The 20056-nt window shown below is 31.1% G+C and carries 28 protein-coding genes and 1 tRNA gene; 9 read left to right on the top strand and 20 right to left on the bottom strand.

The window, feature by feature from the left end:
* The first annotated feature begins 101 nt into the window (after window positions 1–101).
* The 3 genes from HA149_RS06040 to chrA are packed head-to-tail and all read left to right on the top strand — an operon-like array spanning window position 102 to window position 3652.
* Complete coding sequence (locus tag HA149_RS06040) at window positions 102–1124, top strand: ArsJ-associated glyceraldehyde-3-phosphate dehydrogenase (RefSeq protein ID WP_209114002.1); 1023 nt, start codon at window positions 102–104, stop codon at window positions 1122–1124.
* A gap of 11 nt (window positions 1125–1135) precedes the next feature.
* Window positions 1136–2395, top strand: coding sequence for an organoarsenical effux MFS transporter ArsJ (gene arsJ, locus HA149_RS06045; protein WP_209114004.1), 1260 nt, complete (start codon window positions 1136–1138; stop codon window positions 2393–2395).
* A gap of 30 nt (window positions 2396–2425) precedes the next feature.
* Complete coding sequence (chrA, locus tag HA149_RS06050; protein ID WP_209114006.1) at window positions 2426–3652, top strand: chromate efflux transporter; 1227 nt, start codon at window positions 2426–2428, stop codon at window positions 3650–3652.
* Between the two features lie 46 nt (window positions 3653–3698).
* On the opposite strand, the gene pstS is transcribed toward chrA, so the two are convergent.
* Window positions 3699–4685: a phosphate ABC transporter substrate-binding protein PstS gene (gene pstS / locus HA149_RS06055; protein WP_209114063.1), complete on the bottom strand. Its 987-nt coding sequence runs from the start codon at window positions 4683–4685 to the stop codon at window positions 3699–3701.
* A 350-nt stretch (window positions 4686–5035) separates the two neighbouring features.
* Between pstS and HA149_RS06060 the strand changes: the two genes are divergently transcribed.
* Complete coding sequence (locus HA149_RS06060) at window positions 5036–6349, top strand: carbohydrate porin (protein WP_209114008.1); 1314 nt, start codon at window positions 5036–5038, stop codon at window positions 6347–6349.
* Between the two features lie 67 nt (window positions 6350–6416).
* Here the strand turns inward: HA149_RS06060 and HA149_RS06065 are convergent, their stop codons facing one another.
* The 5 genes from HA149_RS06065 to HA149_RS06085 form a co-directional block, all read right to left on the bottom strand.
* Entirely contained in the window at window positions 6417–7568 is a 1152-nt protein-coding gene (locus tag HA149_RS06065; RefSeq protein WP_245154703.1) for a sensor histidine kinase, read from the bottom strand.
* A 2-nt stretch (window positions 7569–7570) separates the two neighbouring features.
* Window positions 7571–8299, bottom strand: coding sequence for a response regulator transcription factor (locus HA149_RS06070; RefSeq protein ID WP_209114012.1), 729 nt, complete (start codon window positions 8297–8299; stop codon window positions 7571–7573).
* Between the two features lie 216 nt (window positions 8300–8515).
* Window positions 8516–8683 (bottom strand): hypothetical protein, encoded by a 168-nt coding sequence (locus tag HA149_RS06075; RefSeq protein ID WP_157806745.1) that lies wholly within the window; start codon window positions 8681–8683, stop codon window positions 8516–8518.
* 97 nt (window positions 8684–8780) lie between these two features.
* Window positions 8781–9182 (bottom strand): hypothetical protein, encoded by a 402-nt coding sequence (locus HA149_RS06080; protein ID WP_162512804.1) that lies wholly within the window; start codon window positions 9180–9182, stop codon window positions 8781–8783.
* A 7-nt stretch (window positions 9183–9189) separates the two neighbouring features.
* Window positions 9190–9342 carry a hypothetical protein gene (locus HA149_RS06085; RefSeq protein WP_158078493.1) on the bottom strand — a complete coding sequence of 51 codons (153 nt, stop codon included), beginning with the start codon at window positions 9340–9342 and terminating at the stop codon, window positions 9190–9192.
* A 220-nt stretch (window positions 9343–9562) separates the two neighbouring features.
* Between HA149_RS06085 and HA149_RS06090 the strand changes: the two genes are divergently transcribed.
* Both HA149_RS06090 and HA149_RS06095 read left to right on the top strand, forming a co-directional pair.
* On the top strand, window positions 9563–9817 hold the full coding sequence (locus HA149_RS06090; RefSeq protein WP_079323697.1) for a poly-A polymerase: 255 nt from the start codon (window positions 9563–9565) through the stop codon (window positions 9815–9817).
* Between the two features lie 179 nt (window positions 9818–9996).
* The gene (locus HA149_RS06095; protein WP_187151526.1) at window positions 9997–10167 is read left to right on the top strand and encodes a hypothetical protein; all 171 of its coding nucleotides are present in this window, start codon (window positions 9997–9999) and stop codon (window positions 10165–10167) included.
* A gap of 69 nt (window positions 10168–10236) precedes the next feature.
* On the opposite strand, the gene HA149_RS06100 is transcribed toward HA149_RS06095, so the two are convergent.
* Both HA149_RS06100 and HA149_RS06105 read right to left on the bottom strand, forming a co-directional pair.
* Entirely contained in the window at window positions 10237–10467 is a 231-nt protein-coding gene (locus tag HA149_RS06100) for a hypothetical protein (protein ID WP_245151931.1), read from the bottom strand.
* Window positions 10467–11735 carry a hypothetical protein gene (locus tag HA149_RS06105; protein WP_162512805.1) on the bottom strand — a complete coding sequence of 423 codons (1269 nt, stop codon included), beginning with the start codon at window positions 11733–11735 and terminating at the stop codon, window positions 10467–10469. Before HA149_RS06105 ends, HA149_RS06100 begins: the two co-directional genes overlap by 1 nt.
* Before the next feature lie 111 nt (window positions 11736–11846).
* Here HA149_RS06105 and HA149_RS06110 point away from each other — a divergent pair.
* Window positions 11847–11922, top strand: a tRNA-Pro gene (locus HA149_RS06110).
* Between the two features lie 103 nt (window positions 11923–12025).
* Here the strand turns inward: HA149_RS06110 and HA149_RS06115 are convergent.
* The 3 genes from HA149_RS06115 to psbF form a co-directional block, all read right to left on the bottom strand.
* A complete protein-coding gene (locus HA149_RS06115) occupies window positions 12026–12544 on the bottom strand; it encodes a hypothetical protein (RefSeq protein WP_245154704.1) in 519 nt (172 codons plus the stop codon).
* 493 nt (window positions 12545–13037) lie between these two features.
* Window positions 13038–13223, bottom strand: a complete 186-nt coding sequence (locus HA149_RS06120; protein ID WP_209114014.1) for a hypothetical protein — start codon at window positions 13221–13223, stop codon at window positions 13038–13040.
* Between the two features lie 12 nt (window positions 13224–13235).
* A complete protein-coding gene (gene psbF / locus HA149_RS06125; RefSeq protein WP_209114016.1) occupies window positions 13236–13532 on the bottom strand; it encodes a cytochrome b559 subunit beta, long form in 297 nt (98 codons plus the stop codon).
* Between the two features lie 220 nt (window positions 13533–13752).
* On the opposite strand from psbF, the gene HA149_RS06130 reads away from it, so the two are divergent.
* The gene (locus HA149_RS06130) at window positions 13753–14121 is read left to right on the top strand and encodes a hypothetical protein (RefSeq protein WP_209114018.1); all 369 of its coding nucleotides are present in this window, start codon (window positions 13753–13755) and stop codon (window positions 14119–14121) included.
* Between the two features lie 640 nt (window positions 14122–14761).
* Here HA149_RS06130 and HA149_RS06135 read toward each other — a convergent pair.
* Genes HA149_RS06135 through HA149_RS06155 form a run of 5 tightly spaced genes read right to left on the bottom strand, consistent with a single transcriptional unit; the run spans window position 14762 to window position 17178 of the window.
* Window positions 14762–15025 carry a hypothetical protein gene (locus tag HA149_RS06135; RefSeq protein ID WP_209114020.1) on the bottom strand — a complete coding sequence of 88 codons (264 nt, stop codon included), beginning with the start codon at window positions 15023–15025 and terminating at the stop codon, window positions 14762–14764.
* Window positions 15016–15546, bottom strand: coding sequence for a hypothetical protein (locus HA149_RS06140; protein WP_209114022.1), 531 nt, complete (start codon window positions 15544–15546; stop codon window positions 15016–15018). The genes HA149_RS06135 and HA149_RS06140 overlap by 10 nt, the downstream gene beginning before the upstream one ends.
* The gene (locus HA149_RS06145) at window positions 15543–15854 is read right to left on the bottom strand and encodes a hypothetical protein (protein WP_209114024.1); all 312 of its coding nucleotides are present in this window, start codon (window positions 15852–15854) and stop codon (window positions 15543–15545) included. Before HA149_RS06145 ends, HA149_RS06140 begins: the two co-directional genes overlap by 4 nt.
* Window positions 15851–16168, bottom strand: coding sequence for a hypothetical protein (locus HA149_RS06150; protein ID WP_209114026.1), 318 nt, complete (start codon window positions 16166–16168; stop codon window positions 15851–15853). The genes HA149_RS06145 and HA149_RS06150 overlap by 4 nt, the downstream gene beginning before the upstream one ends.
* Window positions 16165–17178: a DUF3427 domain-containing protein gene (locus tag HA149_RS06155; protein WP_348535642.1), complete on the bottom strand. Its 1014-nt coding sequence runs from the start codon at window positions 17176–17178 to the stop codon at window positions 16165–16167. The genes HA149_RS06150 and HA149_RS06155 overlap by 4 nt, the downstream gene beginning before the upstream one ends.
* Before the next feature lie 530 nt (window positions 17179–17708).
* Here HA149_RS06155 and HA149_RS06160 point away from each other — a divergent pair.
* Window positions 17709–17909, top strand: a complete 201-nt coding sequence (locus HA149_RS06160) for a hypothetical protein (protein WP_209114030.1) — start codon at window positions 17709–17711, stop codon at window positions 17907–17909.
* On the opposite strand, the gene HA149_RS06165 is transcribed toward HA149_RS06160, so the two are convergent.
* From HA149_RS06165 to HA149_RS06180, 4 genes are all read right to left on the bottom strand, one after another.
* The gene (locus HA149_RS06165; protein WP_209114032.1) at window positions 17906–18154 is read right to left on the bottom strand and encodes a DUF1651 domain-containing protein; all 249 of its coding nucleotides are present in this window, start codon (window positions 18152–18154) and stop codon (window positions 17906–17908) included. The two genes, HA149_RS06160 and HA149_RS06165, sit on opposite strands and share 4 nt — an antisense overlap.
* Complete coding sequence (locus HA149_RS06170; RefSeq protein ID WP_209114034.1) at window positions 18154–18405, bottom strand: hypothetical protein; 252 nt, start codon at window positions 18403–18405, stop codon at window positions 18154–18156. Before HA149_RS06170 ends, HA149_RS06165 begins: the two co-directional genes overlap by 1 nt.
* Window positions 18406–18499: 94 nt before the next feature.
* On the bottom strand, window positions 18500–18832 hold the full coding sequence (locus HA149_RS06175; RefSeq protein WP_209114036.1) for an AIR synthase: 333 nt from the start codon (window positions 18830–18832) through the stop codon (window positions 18500–18502).
* 636 nt (window positions 18833–19468) lie between these two features.
* Window positions 19469–19684: a hypothetical protein gene (locus HA149_RS06180; protein WP_209114038.1), complete on the bottom strand. Its 216-nt coding sequence runs from the start codon at window positions 19682–19684 to the stop codon at window positions 19469–19471.
* Window positions 19685–20056: the final 372 nt, after the last annotated feature.

The raw sequence follows: 20056 nt of genomic DNA on the forward strand, positions 1-20056 counted from the left end.
TTTTCCTAAATATAGCTTAAATAAAAAAGATTTCATTAATCAAAACATCTTGATACATCAAAATATTTTGATGTATAATTTCAATAGGAGTTTTCAAAGTTATGAAAATTGGAATTAATGGTTTTGGAAGAATTGGCAGATTAGTTTTCAGAGCATTATGGAATAGAGCTGATATAGAAATAACTCACATTAATGAGATAGCAGGAGATTCGAATGCCGCTGCACATCTACTCGAATTTGATTCAGTCCATGGCAGATGGGTTAAAGATATAAAGGTTAAAGAAAAAGAAATAATAATTGATGGAAAGAAATTAGCTTACACATCTTTTAAAAATTACCTTGATGTTCCTTGGGAAAAATCTTCTGTAGATATTATTTTGGAATGTACAGGAAAGAATAAAAAGCCAGAAAAACTAAATCCCTATTTTGAATCTCTAGGGATGAAAAGAGTAATAGTAGCTTGTCCAGTTAAGGGAATTGTTGCAGAAGCTGAATCACTTAATGTTGTTTATGGCATAAATCAAAGTCTTTATGACCCTTCCAAACATAAATTAGTAACTGCAGCATCCTGCACTACAAATTGTTTAGCTCCGATAGTAAAGGTAATTAATGAAAATTTTTCAATTAAACATGGCGCTATTACAACTATTCACGATGTAACGAACACTCAAGTCCCAGTAGATTTTTATAAAAGTGATTTGAGGAGAGCAAGAGGATGTATGCAAAGTTTAATACCTACTACTACTGGATCTGCCAAAGCTATCGCTGAGATCTTTCCAGAATTAAAAGGAAAATTAAATGGCCATGCTGTAAGAGTTCCTCTACTTAATGGTTCTTTAACAGATGCGGTTTTTGAATTAAATAATAAAGTGACAGTTGAACAAGTAAATTTGGCACTTAAAGAAGCTTCAGAAACTTATTTAAAAGGAATTCTTGGCTACGAAGAAAGACCTTTAGTTTCTGCAGATTATGTAAATGACTCTAGAAGTTCAATAGTTGATAGTTTATCAACGATGGTTGTTAATTCAAATTTATTAAAAATATACGCTTGGTATGACAACGAGTGGGGTTACAGCTGCAGACTTGCAGATCTTACTGAATATGTAATCAAAAAAGAGATTTAATTTATGTCTTTATGAAGTTATCTAATATTCAACAATATAGTGTTGTAACAGCAAACTATTGGGCATTCACGCTCACTGACGGCGCATTAAGATTATTAGTTGTTGGTCACTTTCATGAGCTAGGTTACACAACTCTACAAATTGCTTTACTTTTCCTTTTTTATGAGTTTTTTGGAATAATTACTAATTTATATGGTGGTTGGATAGGAGCAAGATATGGTTTAAGGCTTACTTTATGGATTGGGACTATCCTTCAAATCATTGCTCTTTTCATGCTTATTCCAGTTAAGGAGGATTGGCCAGTAATATTTAGTGTCGTATACGTTATGGTTGCTCAAGCAGTCAGTGGGATAGCAAAAGATTTAAACAAAATGAGTGCTAAAAGTGCTGTTAAGACAGTAGTTCCAGAGTCAAATGATGGCAATGATACTGGCCAAAAACAACTTTTTAAATGGGTTGCTATTTTAACTGGATCTAAAAATGCTCTTAAGGGAGTTGGCTTTTTCTTGGGTGGACTTTTATATAAGTTATTTGGATTCAATAATGCTGTAGGAATTATGGGTTTTGGACTCTGCTTAGCCTTTTTATTGACATTAATTTTGCCTGGAGAAATTGGCAAGATGAAAACCAAACCAGCTTTTAATGATCTTTTTTCAAAATCAAATGCAATAAATATTCTTTCAGCAGCAAGATTCTTTCTTTTTGGAGCAAGAGATGTTTGGTTTGTTGTCGCTCTTCCAGTATTCCTAGATATGGCATTTGGTTGGGACTACATGGAGATAGGATTATTTCTTGGGGCCTGGGTAATAGGTTATGGAATTGTTCAGGCTTCGGCTCCAGCAATTAGAAAGATGTGGGGCCAGAAAGAAAGTCCAGATCGTAAAGCCATCCAATTTTGGAGTGCCTTATTAATGGTCATACCATCTTTGATAGGAGTCGCATTATGGAGAGAAAGTTCTCCATCGATAGCAATAATTTTAGGACTTACTATTTTTGGATTTGTTTTTGCAATGAATTCCTCCACACATTCTTATATGATTTTGGCCTACTCTGATAATGAAAAAGTCAGTTTAAATGTTGGCTTCTATTACATGGCAAATGCTGCTGGAAGACTAGTTGGAACATTACTATCTGGCTTACTATTTATGATTGGGAGAAATCCGAGTATTGGTCTTCAATATTGTCTTTATTTTTCATCACTTCTAATATTATTATCTTGGATTTCGAGTCTTAAATTACCATCAATCAAACAAAGCTTATCATCACCATAAAAACTAATTTTTAGAAATTAGAGTATTTAAATGGCAAAAATATCCTTAATTGAACTTGCAAAAATTTTTCTAAAAATTGGTATTTTCAGTTTTGGAGGACCATATGCTCATATTTCTTTATTCGAAGATGAACTTATAAATAATAAAAAATTAATCTCTACCCAATCTTTTGAAAAAGGTATTGGTTTATGTCAATTACTTCCAGGGCCAATATCCACTCAATTAGCAATATATATAGGTCTTAAAATTAATGGTTATCTTGGTGGATTGATATCCGGTATATGTTTCATTATCCCAGGATTCATTTCGGTATTAGTTCTTAGCTTTTTTTGGCAAATTTATTCTGGATCAAAATTTCTAAGTGATTTAATTTATTTTAATCCTCCTATTATTGCAGGAATAATTTTTTCATTTTCATTAGTTCTATTAAAAAAAAGATTAAAGTTAGATCGAGTATTATTCTCTAGCTCAATATTATTTCTACTTATATTTGCAAAATATAATAGTATTCAATTTCCACTCATAACAATTCTTACCATTGCAGGATTGATAAATATATTATTACGGAAATTCAAAGATAATTTTTACAGCTTGATCCCTTTATCTATATTTTCAACAACCTCATTTTTGAGTAGTACACTCTTTTTAGATATTTTTAAATTCTATAATTTTTTGAAGGATTCTTTAAACTCAAAGTTTTTAATAAATTATCTTAATCTGTTTTTTTTCTTCTTCAAATCGGGACTTTTTATTTTTGGAGGGGGACTAGTAATCATTCCTCTAATGAGTGATTATGTTGTCTCACAAGGATGGTTAACAAATAATGAATTTATAGATGGGATAATGATTGGCCAGATAACACCTGGTCCTGTCTTATTAATTACAAGTTTTATTGGATACAAAGCAGGGTTTTCGGTCGGAGGAATAAATGAAGCTTTAAAGTATGCATTTATATCAACTTTTGCAATTTTTTTACCAAGTTTTTTATTGATTTTTGTTTTTGGAAAAGGCTTTATAAAAAACAGAATTAAATCGATTAATTACTTTATCGAAGGAGTAATCAATACAATTCCTGGAGCAGTTATTTTTTCTGGATTTAATTTAATTGAAGATAGTTTTTCATCAAAATTCTTTTTAATTAGCTCTATTTTGATAGTTTTAATCTCCACAGTATTATCGTTTTTAAAATTAGTTCCAACATACATACTTATTCTCTTTTCTTTAATATTAGGTTTATCAAAATATTTTTTTGCATAAAAAAAGGAGGAAATAAATTCCCCCTTTTAAATGTTTGTCTTACGATTTATTTACCGATTCTTTTTACTGCAGCTCTTGATTTCTCAAGAATTTCGCCTTTCAAAGGAACAAATCCTAGTGATGGAGCTTTGTCTTGATACTCATCACTTAACAATGTATTAAAGGCTTCTTTGATTGCTTTAGTGTTTCTACCATTACCTTCTTCATAGGCGAGTATCCATGTCAATGAAGCGATAGGGTACGCTCCTTTTGCCGTTGGATTAGGGTTCTTACCAGCAAGATTTTCATCTAAAGTAATACCATTAAGAGCTTTTGCTCCTGCTTCAACTGTAGGCTTTACATATTCTCCAGAAAGATTTTGGAGTGCAGCGGCCTTAACATTACCTTTTATATAAGACTGGTTAACATAACCAATTGCACCAGGAGTATTTTGTATAACTCCAGCTACGCCAGAATTACCTTTTGCTCCAACGCCTGCCGGCCATTTTACAGACTTACCAGTACCTAATGTCCAGGTTTTCGAAAACGCTTCCATAGAGTTTGTAAAAGCTTTAGTTGTACCTGACCCATCAGAGCGATGAGTCCAGGTCAATTTCCCTGGTTTGCAACCTAATTCTTTCCAATCTTTAATCATTCCCATAGCAACTTGTACTGCTTTCTCTTGGGAAAGTTTCAAATCGCAATCATAGTTGTAACCGAAAGCAATAGTTCCACCAACCATAGGTATCTGTACTAAACCTCTGGTAACCTTTGCTATATCTTTATCTTTCATTGGATCATCTGATGCACCAAAGTTAACAGTTTGATCAATAAATGCTTTTCTTCCAGAACCAGAGCCGACAGCTTGATAATTAACTCTTGGTCCGCCTGATTTTGCTAGATCAAAAAACCATCTAGTGTAAATTTTGGCAGGAAATGATGCTCCAGCACCACTTAATCTTGTTCTAGCAGAAACACTTGTACCAGGAACACTTGTACCAGCAGCAATGGCTACTGCAGAAGTAAATACCAAAGCTTTCTTAGCTATGTTCATTGATTTCATGAATTAACGAAAGACAACATCTTTATAGCACTTAATTTGAACACAAATACTATCTAAATTAAAAGTTTATCTTTTAATTAATTAGTTCTTAACCCTCTCTTAAACTAAATCTTGATTAGAGCTTTTTTCGTTTGGTTTTGAAAATATTTAAAAATAAACTTAGGTTGATTTTTAACATTTATACAAACAATCATGAAAAATATGTAATTTTTTTTTCTCAATTTAAGGGTAGTTTAAGGTCTATTTAAATCTTTCTTTTTGACTTTATTTCTTACCCGTTTCTTAACCTTAATCCGTTCTCATAAATATGGATTTATATCCATTTTTACGTGTTGAGGTTCATGAAACTTTTTCAAAAATTAATTGCTGCTCCTGCCTTAATTTCTTTGGCATCAGGTTTCGCAATAAACGCAGCTGAGATCAATTCAACAGATCTTAGTGATTATTCAAACTCTAATAATCTAGTATCTTTAGATAATTTCAAATCAGATACTTTATTCCCAGGAGATTGGGCTTACGATTCATTAAAGGATCTAACAAATAGTCCAAAATTTAATGGAAAATCAGTCTCTCGTTTAGAAGCTGCTGCTGAATTAAACAATCTAATTGCAGGCGGTGAAGGCTTAATGAACGGAGCTGCGATAAATAGACTAAGTGATGAGCTTGGTTCTGAGTTAGCAATTATGAAAGGAAGAGTGGATGGACTCGAAGCTCGTGTAAATACAATAGAAGCTGGTTCTTTCAGTGATACAACCACTATGAGTGGTTCAGCAGGGTTCCTTATAGGTGCAACTGATTCAGCAACTGAATCCAATGATACTGTTCAGTTTGAATATATCGTTGAAGTTGACTTAAATACAAGCTTCACTGGAGAAGATAAATTAAACATTGAGATTGAAACTGGAAATGGTTTAACAAATGTTGGTGCTGACGAGACTGGTTTAGACTGGGGTTCATCTAACGCTGACGAGCTAAAGATTGATGACATTAACTACACTTTCCCATTAGGTTCTTGGGAGGTGGCTGTTGGTGATTCTATGGATGCATCCAAGACTTGGCCTAATGCATGTTCCATGAATAACATGGTTGATAATTTAGGAGATTGCGGTGCTTCAAACTCTGTTGACTTGAGTGGTGATGTTTCATTCAGCGCTTCATCTGGATTTGGAGATGGTTGGGAAATTGGATTTGGTGCATCTGGAGGAGATGGTGGTAGTAATGGTTTGTTCACGAAAGAAAGTACTGACGCTTATGGCCTAGCTATTGGTTATGAGACAGATACATATGGTTTCACTGCAGCTTACTCAGATAAAGACACTGCCAGCTACTACGGCTTAGTTGCCTATTATAGTCCTGAAGAATTACCAACTACCTTTAGCGGTGGATTTGAAGCCGGCACTCCAGATTCAGGTTCAGACACAACTCAGTGGGCTTTTGGTATTAGTACTGAATTAGGCGAAGGGACATTAAGCGCAAACATTGGAACTAATGGGAAAATAGCTGAAAATGCGGAGGAAATTTATGCGTATGATCTTTCTTACGAATATCCAATTAACGACAGTATGAGTATTACACCTTTTGTATACATTTCTGAAACGACAGGTACAACTGTTGACACTACTGGAGCCGGTGCATTTGTATCATTCTCTTTTTAATTTTTTACAAAATTCCTAGAAGAGTAAAAACATTGGGCTCCATAATGGAGCCTTTTTTCTTCCCATCCTATAAATCTTTATCGAGACATGGAAAGATAGTTTCAAAAATTGCTCCACCATCCTTATGATTAAAAGCCTTTATAAAACCTTTATTGTTATTGATTATTTTTTTTGTTATTGAAAGACCTAAACCACTTCCACTTTTCTTGAATTTAGTCCTTGATGGATCACCTCTATAAAAACGAGAAAAAATATCATTAAATTCATTTTCTTCTAATCCAATACCTTTATCCCTAACTCTCATAACAACCGAGCTATCTCTTTTAAAAATTTCAACTTGAATTTCTTCATTAGCTGGGGAATAACGAATAGCATTATCCAAAATATTTATAAAAGCTCTTTTTAAATTTTCAATATCTGCAGATATAAAATATTTTGTTGGTATCAGTAGATTTATTTTTATATCTTTTTTTTCTGCAAGTGGTTTTAAGGTTTGCCAAGATTCCATCACTAAATCTGAAATAGATATTTTTTTATTTTTATTAAAAGCCTCGCTACTTTCTAGCTTAGAAAGTTCTAAAGTTTCTTCAACCATTTTTCTTAATCTTTTAGATTCTTTCTTAAGTCTTTTAACGAGATATCTATCTTTCTTTGATACTACTGATTCCAGTCTTTCGCCTATCAAAATAAGAGATGTAAGAGGTGTTTTCAGTTCATGAGACACATCGTTGATTAATTGATTCTGTCTTTTTTTTATGGATTCAATTGATAATTTACTCTCCAACAATATTAAATAATTTTTTTTCCTTGCTCTAACAATATTTACAGAAATGGGTTCCCCCGAAATAGTGCAATCTAGGCTGATTGGGAAATCTTTTTTTCTTGAATATAAAATCTTATTTCTTAGTACTTCAAGCTCATTAATATCATTAATTGCTTTTCCAATAACATCCTTATATTTAATAAACTTAATGAGAGATAAACCTTTCTGATTGATAAATTTTATTGTTAATTCAGATGACAAAATAATCCATCCTTGAGATGAATAATCTAACCAAGATAAAAGTTGCTGTGGTTTAACTTTATCAAATGGAAAATCAAAAATTTGTTGGTTCTTATTTTTAGTAAATTCAATATTTTTATTATTTTTTGAAAATCCTTTAACCTTGGTTTTCCATTTCTCATAAAAGAAAGTTAATACCTGTTGTAGTGTTTTCATTCTCATCCAAACTTATATCCAAAACCTCTTACAGTTTTCAGAAGTTTTGGCGCTGAGGGATCTTCTTCTAATTTCTCTCTAAGCCATCTAACATGAACATCTACTGTTTTAGTATCACCAATAAAGTCAATTTCCCATATTTTTTCCAGAATTAAATCTCTTGACCATACCCTTTTAGGATTTTTCATAAATAACTCTAATAATTTAAATTCTTTTGGTGATAATGTTATTTCCCTATCAAAAGAAGTTACCCTACATTCTTCTAAAAACATTTTTATGTGATTAAATTCGATAATTGTCTCTGTTTTTTCTATATTTTTTTTGTTACGTTTAGATCTTCTTATTAATGCTCTTGATCTGGCAATTAATTCATTTAAACCAAAAGGTTTTGTTAAATAATCATCAGCACCAACCTCTAATCCAAGAACCCGGTCTGATTCATTATCTTTGGCACTCAAAATTAATATGGGCGTATAATTTTCTTCATTTCTTATTTTTCTGCATAACTCTAATCCATTTAACCCTGGTAACATTAAATCGAGAATTATAAGGTCAACATCATTTTTAGTATTTTCGCCAATAAAATCTGAAGCACTTAAACCGTCTTTAAAAGTTAAAACTTCAAAACCTTCGCCTTTCAATGATTCACTAACTGTCAGCCTAATACTCTTATCATCCTCTACAAGAAGAATTTTTGAGCCCTGCAAACTTTTATGATCTTTAATAGTCATTTGAAAACCCAACAAATTAATTTTATATAATCAAATTTATTTGATGTAATTATTTCATATTTAATTTACATTGAATTATTATTTTTTTCATTAAATCTTATTTCCTTTTTAATTTTCCCTTAAACCCTTTTATCTAAATTTAGATTGTCTCTTTAATCTTCCTCACACATAATTTTAAAGAGACAAATTTATTGAATTTAATAATAGATATTAAAACTAATATCCCATCGAAGCGTAATAATAATCGTCATCTTCATCTATATTCGTCACAACCCATTCTGGTGGAAAGTCACCAATTTTTACGTATTGATAAAGCTTATCAACATCTGGATCGTAATAAGTATCATTAATTTTTGGATCTTTGATTACTTTGCTTGGATGCATAATAAAAAATATTTCTACTCTTTTTTTATAGATTATTTAGTTTAAAGCATCTTTAAATCTCATTTAAATATTTTCATTTGATCTAGTTGACCCAAGACTAATTTAACTTGTAATTAGTCATGATTGTTTTAATTACCGATTTTTTCGGATCTTTATTTGGATAACAATTAACAATTTTATATTTACCACCTTTTCTATCTGTCTCAACAAGAGTAAATTGAACAAATTTTTCTTTTTCAACATTTGAAAAATCCTTTACTTCTATTTTGATTATTTCTTCATTTTTACTTTCAATTATTCTGGATTTACCTCCACAAAGACGAACAGCCGTTTCTTTAGTTACATAAAATAATTTTTTTTTATCATTAATGGATGATTTACCTTTCGTAATCGAAATTTCATCTTTTGTAATGGATAATTCTTCTTGGGTAATGGATAATTCATCTTTTGTACTGCAAGAAGTAAGAATAAAAATAAATACAGCCAGTAGCTTTTTCATATTTTTTTTAAATGATAAATTCACTTGTAATTGCTTTTAATTGTTTTTTATTTAGTTGGGTAAGATAGCTATGAATTTCTTTTCTACATAATCTGTCTTCAACTCTTTTACTTTCAAGAATTGAAAATGTAATGAAGTTAATAAGTTGATTTTTGTTCATGTTTATCTTATAGGTCTCTATTGTTAACTTTGAATTAAATTCTTATTAAATAAACTTTGACTATTAGAAAAATATTTAGTTTAGAAATTTAGAAGTTTTTTAAACAAATTTATTTTCTGCTTAATAACTTCTTAATCAAATAATCTTAAATTCTAGGAAGTCTCCTATATTTTTACCCCTTGAATATTGAAGACATTAAATAAAAAAGAATAATAAGATAATGACTTCAAAAAATTCAACTTCACCCAAAAGCTCTAATCAAGAAAAAGAGATAGGACATATCAAATATTCTTATGAAGAAAGTTTTAAAAGAGAAAATATATCTCTTTTGGATGATTCGGTATTAATCAAAAATTATAATGATTCTCTTAAATCGCCTCAATCTAGGAGATTTTACAAAACATTAGATAATGAAGACTATCATGACACAATCATGGTCCAAAATATTTTACCTCTAGATAAACTTTCTATTTAGAATTATTTTATTAAAAACTATTTTTAAAGATTTTTTATAGAGTACGGTAATTTAGTAAGAATCACTCTCGCCATGATAATTATTGAATGTTATTTTTATTTTACGTTCATCCAATATTTATATAACTGGACGCATGACATGGGAATAGGGAACGGGATTCTCATTAACTGCATAAGACCATGAATAACCTCTTACAAATAAGAGACAAAATCAAAAGAGCAAATAGGCTTCATCAAGCACAGCTCTTAGCAACAAAAAATGGAGAAGTAACTCCATATAGACAATCAGTCTTTGAAGTAAGAATCAAACAAGCACAAAAAGACATGCAATTGAGTGACTCAATAGATTAAATTCTTATTTGTAACTGATTAAAAAGAGAGGAGTTTAGTTTATTTAAACCCTCTTTTTTTTATCCAAATCTAATTTGTATCAGCTATATTCTTAAAGAAATCACAATAAGTCATCAATTCTGATTCGGTGGGAAGGGAAGGAAGTGGAAGAGCTTTCTTATTAGTGAAGTAATCACAATTAGGACTAACTCTTTTTAAGTTGTTTTCTAATTGGTCGAACTGAGCATCAGAAATTAGAGCATTACCATTACGATAATTTTCGTCATACCAATTAATTCTTTCTTCTAGATAAGTGCTCATTATCCGACCCTATCAAATACTTTGGTTAGATTTTTATTTTGGAATCTAGCGTAAGATTTCAAGTTTGTATCGGGGTCATGTCCCATTGCTTCCGCAATTTGAGTTAGTGATCTCATAGTTCCATCATCTTGCGGTCTAGTGTGAGCAACATAAGCATATCTATGGCGGAAACTATATGGAGTTAACTCAAGACCTTCTGATTGAGCTTCATGGCATAAAACTTCCCAACAGCCACTAACACTTCTTCTTCTTAAATACTGACCAAGGTTCTGCCCTCCTTTTCCTTTTGGTATTTCTGGTAATTTTTCTCCCGCTGCTAATCTTCCGATTAATCCTTCTGACCAATCAAAAGGAGTTCCATCTAAATCTAGAACCTTTAAACCTAATAATTGTCTTTCTCTAACCCTAGAATTTTGCTTCTGATAAGTACACCAAAGTTCTGGTTTTTTACTATGTTTGTTTCTTATTACCAAATGTCTAAGCTCTTCTGGTCTTAGACCAAATACTGCACACAGTTGGACAGCAAACTTCCATTTTTGTGCTTGCTCATTATCTGGGTTAAAGTCAAAAGCTTCCACCAATCTATTGATTTGAAAATCAGTTAATGGATAACCTATTCTCTTATTTGTTTTGACTTGGTTATTGCTCAACCTTTCTTCCATAGAAAGTTCTGGAGGAAGCCAATAAGATGGGAAGTCTTCCTCCCTAACGCAATAATTTAGAAACTTATTTAGAGAAATTCTCATGTGTCTTCTCATTTGAGTTCCAAATTGCCAACCAATTAATTTTTTATATTGGCCATGCTTATATTCATTAAGAACTTTCTTACATAAAGTCTTTGCATTTTCTGGTTTGTGTTTGGTTCGATTCATATATTCCATAACTCCTTCTAAAACAGGCAAGTGCTTTTTCTTCCAAGTAGCTTCTCCAATAGCGAAAGAGTTTGCTTTTCTGTAATTAACTAAAGCTCTTTCCCAATCAAGTTGGATTTCTGTAGAAGTTTGCTTAGTTAATTTGAAAGCAGTTTTTAAAGGTATTTTCTTATTGCTTTCCAAATATGCTTCCGCACCAATCCTTATAAAGTCAAAAGCATCTGGCCATTGATCTTTCTGCCATGCAAAAGGAAGGTTTATTGATGAGAATCCTTCTTTCTTATTTCCTACTAAAAGACGCATATTTCCTCTATCGTTTGAAACTTGCCAACCAGAACCAATCTTGCTCTTAATAGCGTATCTAAACTCTTTAACCCAACTTTCTGTTGCAGACATAAAACAACCTAGTGCTGTCCTATTTTCTACGGAAATCCGTGGAATTACAACCTATAAATGCAAAAGTGTGCAGTCTCGTGCAGTCTTATTCATAGTATGACTTCAGTTATAGCATAGATACCTTTGTCTCACTAGAGGGGACTTAGTGCTTTGGGAGCACTAGGTCGCAGGTTCGAATCCTGTCGCCCCGACTCTTAAAAACCAAGTTATACTAGCGAGTCTCCCAACTCGCTTTTTTAATACCCATATTATGACCGCAATGGTTGCGGTCAAATTAGGGTCAAATATGCCTAATTGAAAGGTGAAGTGTTATTAGTAGGAGCTATTAATAGAATTTCAAAAACAATTCCAGTCAAAGCAATAGGCAATACCCAAATACCAATAAATCTATGATCAAAAAATCTTAAATGATCTTCACCACTGAAAACACTTCGTAAAGAAGTAAATAGGGTTTCTGGTTGCTTATAAGATGGCCCATTTACAGAAGGAGAATATGGCTTAACAAAGGCTGAAGAAGCAGAAAACTTTGCAATTTTTCTTAAAAAATAAATAGGTAAAACCCATATAGCAATGAATCTTCCACCAAGCCACTGTCTAGCATTAGGCAGAGCATACTTTTTGATAGATTTATTCTCTGGCATTCCAGATTCCAAATTCTTATAAATTTTTTCTAATGTAGATTCACTACTTGATTTATTGATCATTTGATTTTCAGAAAAAATTACTTTAAAAGATGTAATAAGTAAAATATTCCTAACTACTAAAATAACTAAAACGTAGTTAGGAATATTTTCTTTGGCTAGGTTCAAAAGACGGAAACTATACCGTTGCAGATTCGCCAAATATCTACATATTCTTTATAAATAAAAAACTCTTTTTTATAAAGTAAATAATATACATAAGAATGAATAATATTTAATAATTTAGAGTTTTAATTAAAAATTTAATTTAGTATTCATGAATATTAAAAAAATATTTAAACCTCATTTTCTAAGATTGCGAAAAAGAAAATGAGGTCAAAGGGAGGTTCTCATTACGAACCGCTTTATCAAAGCTAGCGGTTAGTAGATTGCCCTAATATCTACTTATATATTTATATAATGAGTTTTAAAATACAGGAAGATTAATTTTATACAAATAAGTGTTTAATATTTTATGTAATTATTGCTTAGGAAAAGCTAATTAAAGTACTGACTATAGTTATTGAAAGATAAAAAAATGCATAAAGAGAAAGTGCAAAAAATAGATACTGTTCTATTGGAATCATGAGAAGGTATTAATTTAAGGGTAAGGAAAATTTGATTAATTTTTTGTTAAAAAGATATTCTCTAAAATATAACTTTGTTCTATTGATTCATTTTTAAGAGAAATATTTTTTTGCAAATTATTATTCGTAGAATTAAAAGCACCCCATTTTTTTAGCCAAAATAAGGTATAAAAAAATGCAATTAAAAATGGTGCTCCAACAATTAAAAATCTAATATCCATAAAAATTTCCTATTAATAAGCTTTAAACTGCATTGCCAATATTGCTCCAAGGAAGAAAACGGTTGGAATCCCTAGGGCATTAACTGCTGCGGTTCTTACGGTAAATACTGGATAACCTTCTGCTGGTCTGCCAGTATCAGGAATTAATGCTGAATCTTCCCATACTTGATAATTTTTAAAAGGAGCTACTCCCCTCTTTGGTAATCCTAATGGCGTTAATCTAAATACATCCCACCTACCTAACCAAAAGACTGTAAATATCCATGAGAATATTATTGGGGCAATAACAAGTAAAATCCTGAAATCCATTTCTAAAAAGTAATAATAAATTTGATTATTATTTTGTCTTTTTTAGTTAAATAAATGATTTGATCATTAACTTATATTTAAAGAAAAACCCCTAATAACATTGCCTCTAATCATTAGTAACATCATGAAATGATTAATTGATTTATTTAAAGTATATTTTTTTGGGTTGAGATATTTAGATATTTATTTGATGTAGATTTTAATTAATTAAAAAACAAATATGGAAACTTTTAGATTCTTACTTTTTGGTTTTGCAGGAGTTACTGTAGTTTTTTGGGTGGCAATAATAGCTTTATGGCATGCATACATGTTTCCAAGATTCTTTAATGAAGATAAAGGTTTAAATTCTGTTATCAATCAAGAAATAAAAGTTTCAACAAATCCAATTTTAGGCAGTTTGGTTAACAGCAACAATTTAAGAAATAGAGATAAATATTCAATGAAAAATTTGGTTATAGCAGACTTCTCATCTGCAAGTAATAATTTCAAATTAAATAAACTCTACACAACAGTAATGATTGGAGTTACTTTTGCAAGTTTTATTTTTCTCACTTATGGATTAAGCAGTTCAATAACAACGGTAAGTTAAATGGAATCTATATATGTAATTGTTTTTATTACTTGCTTTCTTTATTTAATTTTTGACTCATTCAAAAATATAAATATTAAATAGATTGCTAATGTTTTTTGCCAGCTAATAAAATTTTTCTTCTTATATAAAAGAATACTAATGTAGTTATTATCATTACAGGTGGATGAAATGATATTGAATTTAGGTATTCGTAGTAATCAAAGGATTCCAAAATTTGCGCCCATAATTTCTTAAAACTATATCCCAGCTTTCAAATTTTTATTGATTTAAATAAATCAAAATCTAGTATCAAATGCTAGTTAAATTTTTCTTAATTAATGTTTTGCGGTCAAACTACGGTCAAATATTGCTTTATTTAACAAGACAAAGCACGCAGAACCTAGTAAGAAATACGTTATAGCTTAAAAACCTAGTGATGCTAATAGGGCGACCAGTGCTTTGGGAGCACTAGGTCGCAGGTTCGAATCCTGTCGCCCCGACTCTAATAATCCAAGGTATAGACAGGTTTCCCAGCCTGTCTTTTTTATTGCATGTTCATTCTCACATAAGAAAAGGGATCTGTAGGGGGATCTAGAATGTTTAAACTTTCTCAAAAGGTGCTTAATTTATTGCAGAGGTCCAAGTGGTAAGTGTTTTTTTATTTTTTACCAGCTAACAAATATCCCCAATAACCAAACCAGAACGCTAACTCCCCCCAATTTGCTTTACCAAGATCAATATTATTTATATAGGTGAGATGCAGAAAAAGCCACAAAGGGAATATCCAAATAAAAATTATATAGACGATATATAACAACGTATAAACTGAAGTGCCATTATATTTTTCCGTCTTTTGCCATAAAAATTCTTGTAATTCAGCAATTTTTCTTGAAGGATAAAAAATATATTTCATTAATTCCACTTGAAGTAGACGAACCTCTCACATACTTTGTCAGGTATGAAGAAGCCTTCTGATGCACGAAGCAATGCTGTCATTGCTTTAGTTCGGCCAGCAAAACGACCATCTTTCTCAGGTTCATTAAAGTTAGATAAAGAATAATAATATCCAGTACCTAAATTAGGAAACATCATTTTAACTCGACCAGTTTTTTGTTTATCGGTTGGAGTTCCTCTAGTAATTTGATCCCCAACCATACTTACTACTTTTCCATAAGCAACGGATTCTGTATTACCTTCAGCATCTTTTTCTAAATTACGAATAACAAAATATTGACCTCCATAACCATTACTTAGTCCTGTAGAAAAATCTAACATTGGTTTATTTTTAAACTTTATTTTTCCAAAACCACTAGTTATTTCTTTTTGATTTTTAATTTCAATAGTTACATCAGGATAATATTCACTTACAAATTTGCAGGTATTTGCTGCATTAGCTGAAGGAATTAAACCCAATAACAATGGTGCAAGTAGTAAGCGTTTCATTTGAACTTATTATCGTAGGCTTCTCTTTCCTTTTTAGTTAATTGTCTTTGGCTGCATAAATATCCTTTTTCAGATTTATAAATATCGCTTGGAATTAATTCTGGATTTTTGAAATAATCATTTCCATGACCTTTTAAATTTAACTCACGAACTTTACCTCTATCATCCATATTCCAAATTTGATGATTAGCCTTTCCATCTTGGCATCTTGACTCAATATTTATTCTTCCATGATTAACGATATAAATAACACTCGCTTTAGCTGAAGGTATTAATGCAAATAAAAATAATAAAAGAATTTTTCTCATTTATTTTTTGAACAAATATCTTTAAATTCATTAAATCCAACAGTTCCAATAATTACATCACTCCATGGAGGAGTTGGTTTAGGTTCTATTGATATTTCATTAGCAAATCTAGTTCTTAAATTTTTACAATCAATAATTTCTATCTGCTTATACTCCCATCCTGGCCTGTTATTAACTCTTTCAATTTTCCTCTGACAAATGTCACCATAGCACCCTAAAAATTTTGTTTTAAACTTACCGTCGATTTTCCATTCAGCACCAACAGCTGTAGGTAAAGCGATAGCAGCTAGTAGTGGGATTAATAGAGTTTTCATTTTTCTGGACAAAACTTATAGTCAATTACTTTAAGAGAATGCTTTGATGAATTAGGTTTCCAGGGTGAAATAATCTTGACTCCACCGCCTTCACACTTATATTCATACTCTTCAGTATCGTATCGGTGCTTAATATTATTTACTATAAAAAGATCTCTAGGTTCTGATTTTGCTTTACCAACTTCGGTTGCAGTAACGAATACACACCATCCATCATTTTGAGTTCCCTTTACTTCGACATATCTTGTAGATCCTGGTCTTTCACATCTAATGTCATATCCAATTTTTCTTTTACTTGACACATCAAAAGTTGCATACCCCTGAGATTTATAGTGATCAAAAGCTTTGTTCATGGCATATACTTCAATAGCTTTTTTCAACTCTTGGTTTGTTATTCTCCCTTGACCTTCTGGGTCATCAAGATCTATTTCATTATTTACTGGTTGAGCAATTGCAAGATGCTCTGCTTCTATTAAAGAAGATTTTTTTAAAGGCCTCCAATCAATAAGTTCTTTGATATCTGAATTAGTTTCTTTAGGAATTTCAAGGGTTCTGAATTTTACTCCGAATGGTCTTAAATTATTTGCTGCAGTATCATAACTTTCAGCATTTAATGCCCCACAGTAAATAAATTTATTAGGTTTACTTTTTGGTCCATTTTTTATCCGAGCAAATAAAATAGTTGGGATTTCACCTTTGAGCATTAATTTCATATATTTATTATCTTTTGATCCGTAACTTTTGCTTTTCTTGGGATCCTGGCTCTCCCAGAAAAACTCTCTTCTATTTTTAAAAAAATCCTTATATTTTTGTGAATCTGGTTTATCAGATTTATCCAATGTTACAAATAACAATAGAGTGTCCAAACAAAGGATCACTCCTGATGATTTATAAATTCTTTTATTAGATATAAAATCTATATCTCTTTTACTATATTTTTCTCCAACAAAAAATAATTCTTTTGGGAAAATATTTTTATTACTTATTTCGTTTCCTTCCATAACGTCCAAAATAATTTGTTTTAATTTTAGATCTTATGTCAAATAATTTATCTAAAACCTCTTTTTATTAGGCACTAGGTCGTACAGGGGGGATCTAGAAGGGGATCTACAACGTTTAAACATGTATATAGATGTATAAACAATATAAATTAATGAGACTCTAACTCTCTCCAATATCTACATTTTATTAAGTCTATAGCTAGATTCTCAAGTAATTCTTAAAAATACAGCCCAGTGCTTTGGGAGCACTAGGTCGCAGGTTCGAATCCTGTCGCCCCGATCACTCATACCAAGGGATTAGAAATAATATAGCTAGTCTCATATTGCGAAAGGGGAGCTAGAGGGGTAGCTAGGATACAGTTGTTGCGATCGTGGATTACTTTTATAGTGCCTTAGAAGTAGCTATTGAAGATACTTGTTTTCTTCCACTATCTTCGTAAGTATGCGTATATAGGCTCTAATTTGCTTTAAATACTTCTATTACTGGCTTATTTAGGCTTATTTTCCTCTAAAACACTGTCACATAGGAGTTGACGATTATGGAAATTCCAGACGAAATGCTAAAAGAAATTAGAGAAAGTGGATACGATCAAGAGCTTGTATATACCCAAATAAGAAAGCTATTAGACAGCGATAAAGCAATTAAAGAAAACGGATACAATCTAGAACTTATGGACAACTACTTATTAGATAAAAGATTTATGAGAGAACTTGAAGATGAAGAATATGATGCTGCTTAAAAATAACTATTAAATATAGAAGTTTTCTTCCAACCCTCCTCTAGTAATTTCTTATATTCTTCTCTTGCAGCTTCAACAGTTTCTACTCTCGAACCTTTCATAATTGGTTTACTACTCCTCTTATATACACAACCATAACTAACCATTATTGCATCAATACTCGGAGATGGTTTCGATACATCCTCGAAAGGTTCAAATACTTTTATTCTGTTTCTTTCTTTGTTAATTAGGGTAAATTTTTCCATTACTTACCTTTGGATAAAAGATAATTCAAAAAGATGCCTCCAAAAACTAATAAAACACCGATAGCAATAAAACCTAGTAAATCTATTATTGATTTATCAGTATTTATTTTCAGAAAAGTTAAAGCAAAAGCTATTGTTGGGAATAATAATATCGCTTTTGGAATAAGCGCTTGATTCCATTTCTTTATATCAGTATCTTCTTCATTAAGAGCTTGATAAATCTTTTCTAACTTTTTTCTTTCTTCTTCCATTAAAAAAAATAATTTTTCTAATACTAAAAATTAAGCTCTACCTTGCGAGTTAATAGTCATTAAAAATAATCATTTTTTTCTTTTAAATAGGTTTTTATTTATTAAATTTAAAACCCGAACCACAAGAACTTTTTGTTGCTCCTTTAGGAGTACTAATCAAGAATCCTCCTCCAGATAAATCCTGATAATGATCAAGTGTAAGTTCATCTAGTAAAGCTTTTTGAGATTCTGGAGCGTAGACAGTTAAGCCATCAGTTCTTGCGATCGGAATTCCTGATTTTTCCCAAATATTAACTCTCAGAAACATCCATCCATCATCAAGAATATCAGGTTGCAAATATAAAAAAATTTCTCCAGGTGTACCACGATAAATTGATTGCCTTAGCAATTCATTTGAAGCAGTCTTAGTAATAGTTAAAGAACTCAATTTGCAACTCCACTTAGTACCTAGATTAATTATTTTTTAATTAAATATCAATAAATGCAACCCATGAAAAGGCTGCTCCAATACCAATTAAAATTCCCGAAACCAAATTTTTATTCTTTAAAATTTTTCCAATATGCTCTGATAAGTATAGGACTATTAAGAGCAAAGATCCTTTCGCCCCGACTGACTTTTCAGCGATTGCCTAATTTGACTTAGGAAAAACTAGGGTAAATGACCTCCTTTTTAGGAGGTTTTCTTATGGGGTTTTTCCTTATACTTAGTAGAATTTTATTAAATTTTTTTAGAATATAAGCCTACCTTAATATAAATAGATAGATTTGGTTGCTATCCTCATTGGTAATAGCTATTAAGTATTGAAGGAATTTTTAATCGATCTTTGGCAGAATCATCACGACCCTTATCATGCAGCTTATGGCATAAGTGGAGTAATAATTTTGTTGGTAATTTATAATCGCTTACTCAATAAATATCAGTAACAAGAAACCCTTCCAGAAATTCCAACTAATAGAAGGGTTATTAAATCGACTAGCAACTATATTGAATCAATTTATGTCTTGCAGGAAATGTAGATTTTGCTGACGAGGTTTAGCCTCAACTAATTTATAGCAATAATTTTTAAACTCCCGCTATTTTTTGTTCCGCTAGTCGTTTTTTTAGAATTGAATAATTTTGTGAAGCCCATTTTCGAGAAATATCTAATTCAGCATCTATCAACTTTTGAAGTGATTTGATTATTTTAAATACTTCTATGAAGCCTAGATAAATTATTACCAGCAACTTAGTTATGTTTACTGCAACAGCCACTAATTTTTCAATTCTTTGATCTTTCATTTGAACTTATTGAAGCCTACTAAAATTATCAGTTACAAGAAATTATGCAAATGTTTTTTTCAAATTAAAAATAACTTCTAAAAATACTGGTTTTCTTCTTCGCTACGACCACCATCATATTGATCAACTTTTAAAACCTTATGTAGCACTAGGTCAACTTAAAGGAAAATTTAGGAAAAAATCCATTAAGTATCAGAAAGTCTTATAAGGGTTTAGAAGAAAAAAGTGCTTATAAATGGAGTTATAGCAAGGGATCTCAGATATACCAAAATAGAGTCTCAAAAGTATCCGTAGGATTTCCTTGGAATATGTAGGATTTGTACTAAAAAGGCCACAGAAGTTGGACGGAATTATTTAAATAAATTTCTCAAA

This window comes from Prochlorococcus marinus XMU1406, assembly GCF_017696055.1.
In the GTDB taxonomy this organism is placed as follows: Bacteria; Cyanobacteriota; Cyanobacteriia; order PCC-6307; family Cyanobiaceae; genus Prochlorococcus_A; species Prochlorococcus_A marinus_W.

What these genes read in the sequence shown, in the direction of transcription:
- HA149_RS06040 (WP_209114002.1), top strand. Translation starts at nt 102, where the DNA reads ATGAAAATTGGAATTAATGGTTTTGGAAGAATTGGCAGATTAGTTTTC.
- arsJ (WP_209114004.1), top strand. Translation starts at nt 1,136, where the DNA reads ATGAAGTTATCTAATATTCAACAATATAGTGTTGTAACAGCAAACTAT.
- chrA (WP_209114006.1), top strand. Translation starts at nt 2,426, where the DNA reads ATGGCAAAAATATCCTTAATTGAACTTGCAAAAATTTTTCTAAAAATT.
- pstS (WP_209114063.1), bottom strand. Translation starts at nt 4,685, where the DNA reads ATGAACATAGCTAAGAAAGCTTTGGTATTTACTTCTGCAGTAGCCATT.
- HA149_RS06060 (WP_209114008.1), top strand. Translation starts at nt 5,036, where the DNA reads ATGAAACTTTTTCAAAAATTAATTGCTGCTCCTGCCTTAATTTCTTTG.
- HA149_RS06065 (WP_245154703.1), bottom strand. Translation starts at nt 7,568, where the DNA reads ATGAAAACACTACAACAGGTATTAACTTTCTTTTATGAGAAATGGAAA.
- HA149_RS06070 (WP_209114012.1), bottom strand. Translation starts at nt 8,299, where the DNA reads ATGACTATTAAAGATCATAAAAGTTTGCAGGGCTCAAAAATTCTTCTT.
- HA149_RS06075 (WP_157806745.1), bottom strand. Translation starts at nt 8,683, where the DNA reads ATGCATCCAAGCAAAGTAATCAAAGATCCAAAAATTAATGATACTTAT.
- HA149_RS06080 (WP_162512804.1), bottom strand. Translation starts at nt 9,182, where the DNA reads ATGAAAAAGCTACTGGCTGTATTTATTTTTATTCTTACTTCTTGCAGT.
- HA149_RS06085 (WP_158078493.1), bottom strand. Translation starts at nt 9,342, where the DNA reads ATGAACAAAAATCAACTTATTAACTTCATTACATTTTCAATTCTTGAA.
- HA149_RS06090 (WP_079323697.1), top strand. Translation starts at nt 9,563, where the DNA reads ATGACTTCAAAAAATTCAACTTCACCCAAAAGCTCTAATCAAGAAAAA.
- HA149_RS06095 (WP_187151526.1), top strand. Translation starts at nt 9,997, where the DNA reads ATGAATAACCTCTTACAAATAAGAGACAAAATCAAAAGAGCAAATAGG.
- HA149_RS06100 (WP_245151931.1), bottom strand. Translation starts at nt 10,467, where the DNA reads ATGAGCACTTATCTAGAAGAAAGAATTAATTGGTATGACGAAAATTAT.
- HA149_RS06105 (WP_162512805.1), bottom strand. Translation starts at nt 11,735, where the DNA reads ATGTCTGCAACAGAAAGTTGGGTTAAAGAGTTTAGATACGCTATTAAG.
- HA149_RS06120 (WP_209114014.1), bottom strand. Translation starts at nt 13,223, where the DNA reads ATGGATATTAGATTTTTAATTGTTGGAGCACCATTTTTAATTGCATTT.
- psbF (WP_209114016.1), bottom strand. Translation starts at nt 13,532, where the DNA reads ATGGATTTCAGGATTTTACTTGTTATTGCCCCAATAATATTCTCATGG.
- HA149_RS06130 (WP_209114018.1), top strand. Translation starts at nt 13,753, where the DNA reads ATGGAAACTTTTAGATTCTTACTTTTTGGTTTTGCAGGAGTTACTGTA.
- HA149_RS06140 (WP_209114022.1), bottom strand. Translation starts at nt 15,546, where the DNA reads ATGAAACGCTTACTACTTGCACCATTGTTATTGGGTTTAATTCCTTCA.
- HA149_RS06145 (WP_209114024.1), bottom strand. Translation starts at nt 15,854, where the DNA reads ATGAGAAAAATTCTTTTATTATTTTTATTTGCATTAATACCTTCAGCT.
- HA149_RS06150 (WP_209114026.1), bottom strand. Translation starts at nt 16,168, where the DNA reads ATGAAAACTCTATTAATCCCACTACTAGCTGCTATCGCTTTACCTACA.
- HA149_RS06160 (WP_209114030.1), top strand. Translation starts at nt 17,709, where the DNA reads ATGGAAATTCCAGACGAAATGCTAAAAGAAATTAGAGAAAGTGGATAC.
- HA149_RS06165 (WP_209114032.1), bottom strand. Translation starts at nt 18,154, where the DNA reads ATGGAAAAATTTACCCTAATTAACAAAGAAAGAAACAGAATAAAAGTA.
- HA149_RS06170 (WP_209114034.1), bottom strand. Translation starts at nt 18,405, where the DNA reads ATGGAAGAAGAAAGAAAAAAGTTAGAAAAGATTTATCAAGCTCTTAAT.
- HA149_RS06180 (WP_209114038.1), bottom strand. Translation starts at nt 19,684, where the DNA reads ATGAAAGATCAAAGAATTGAAAAATTAGTGGCTGTTGCAGTAAACATA.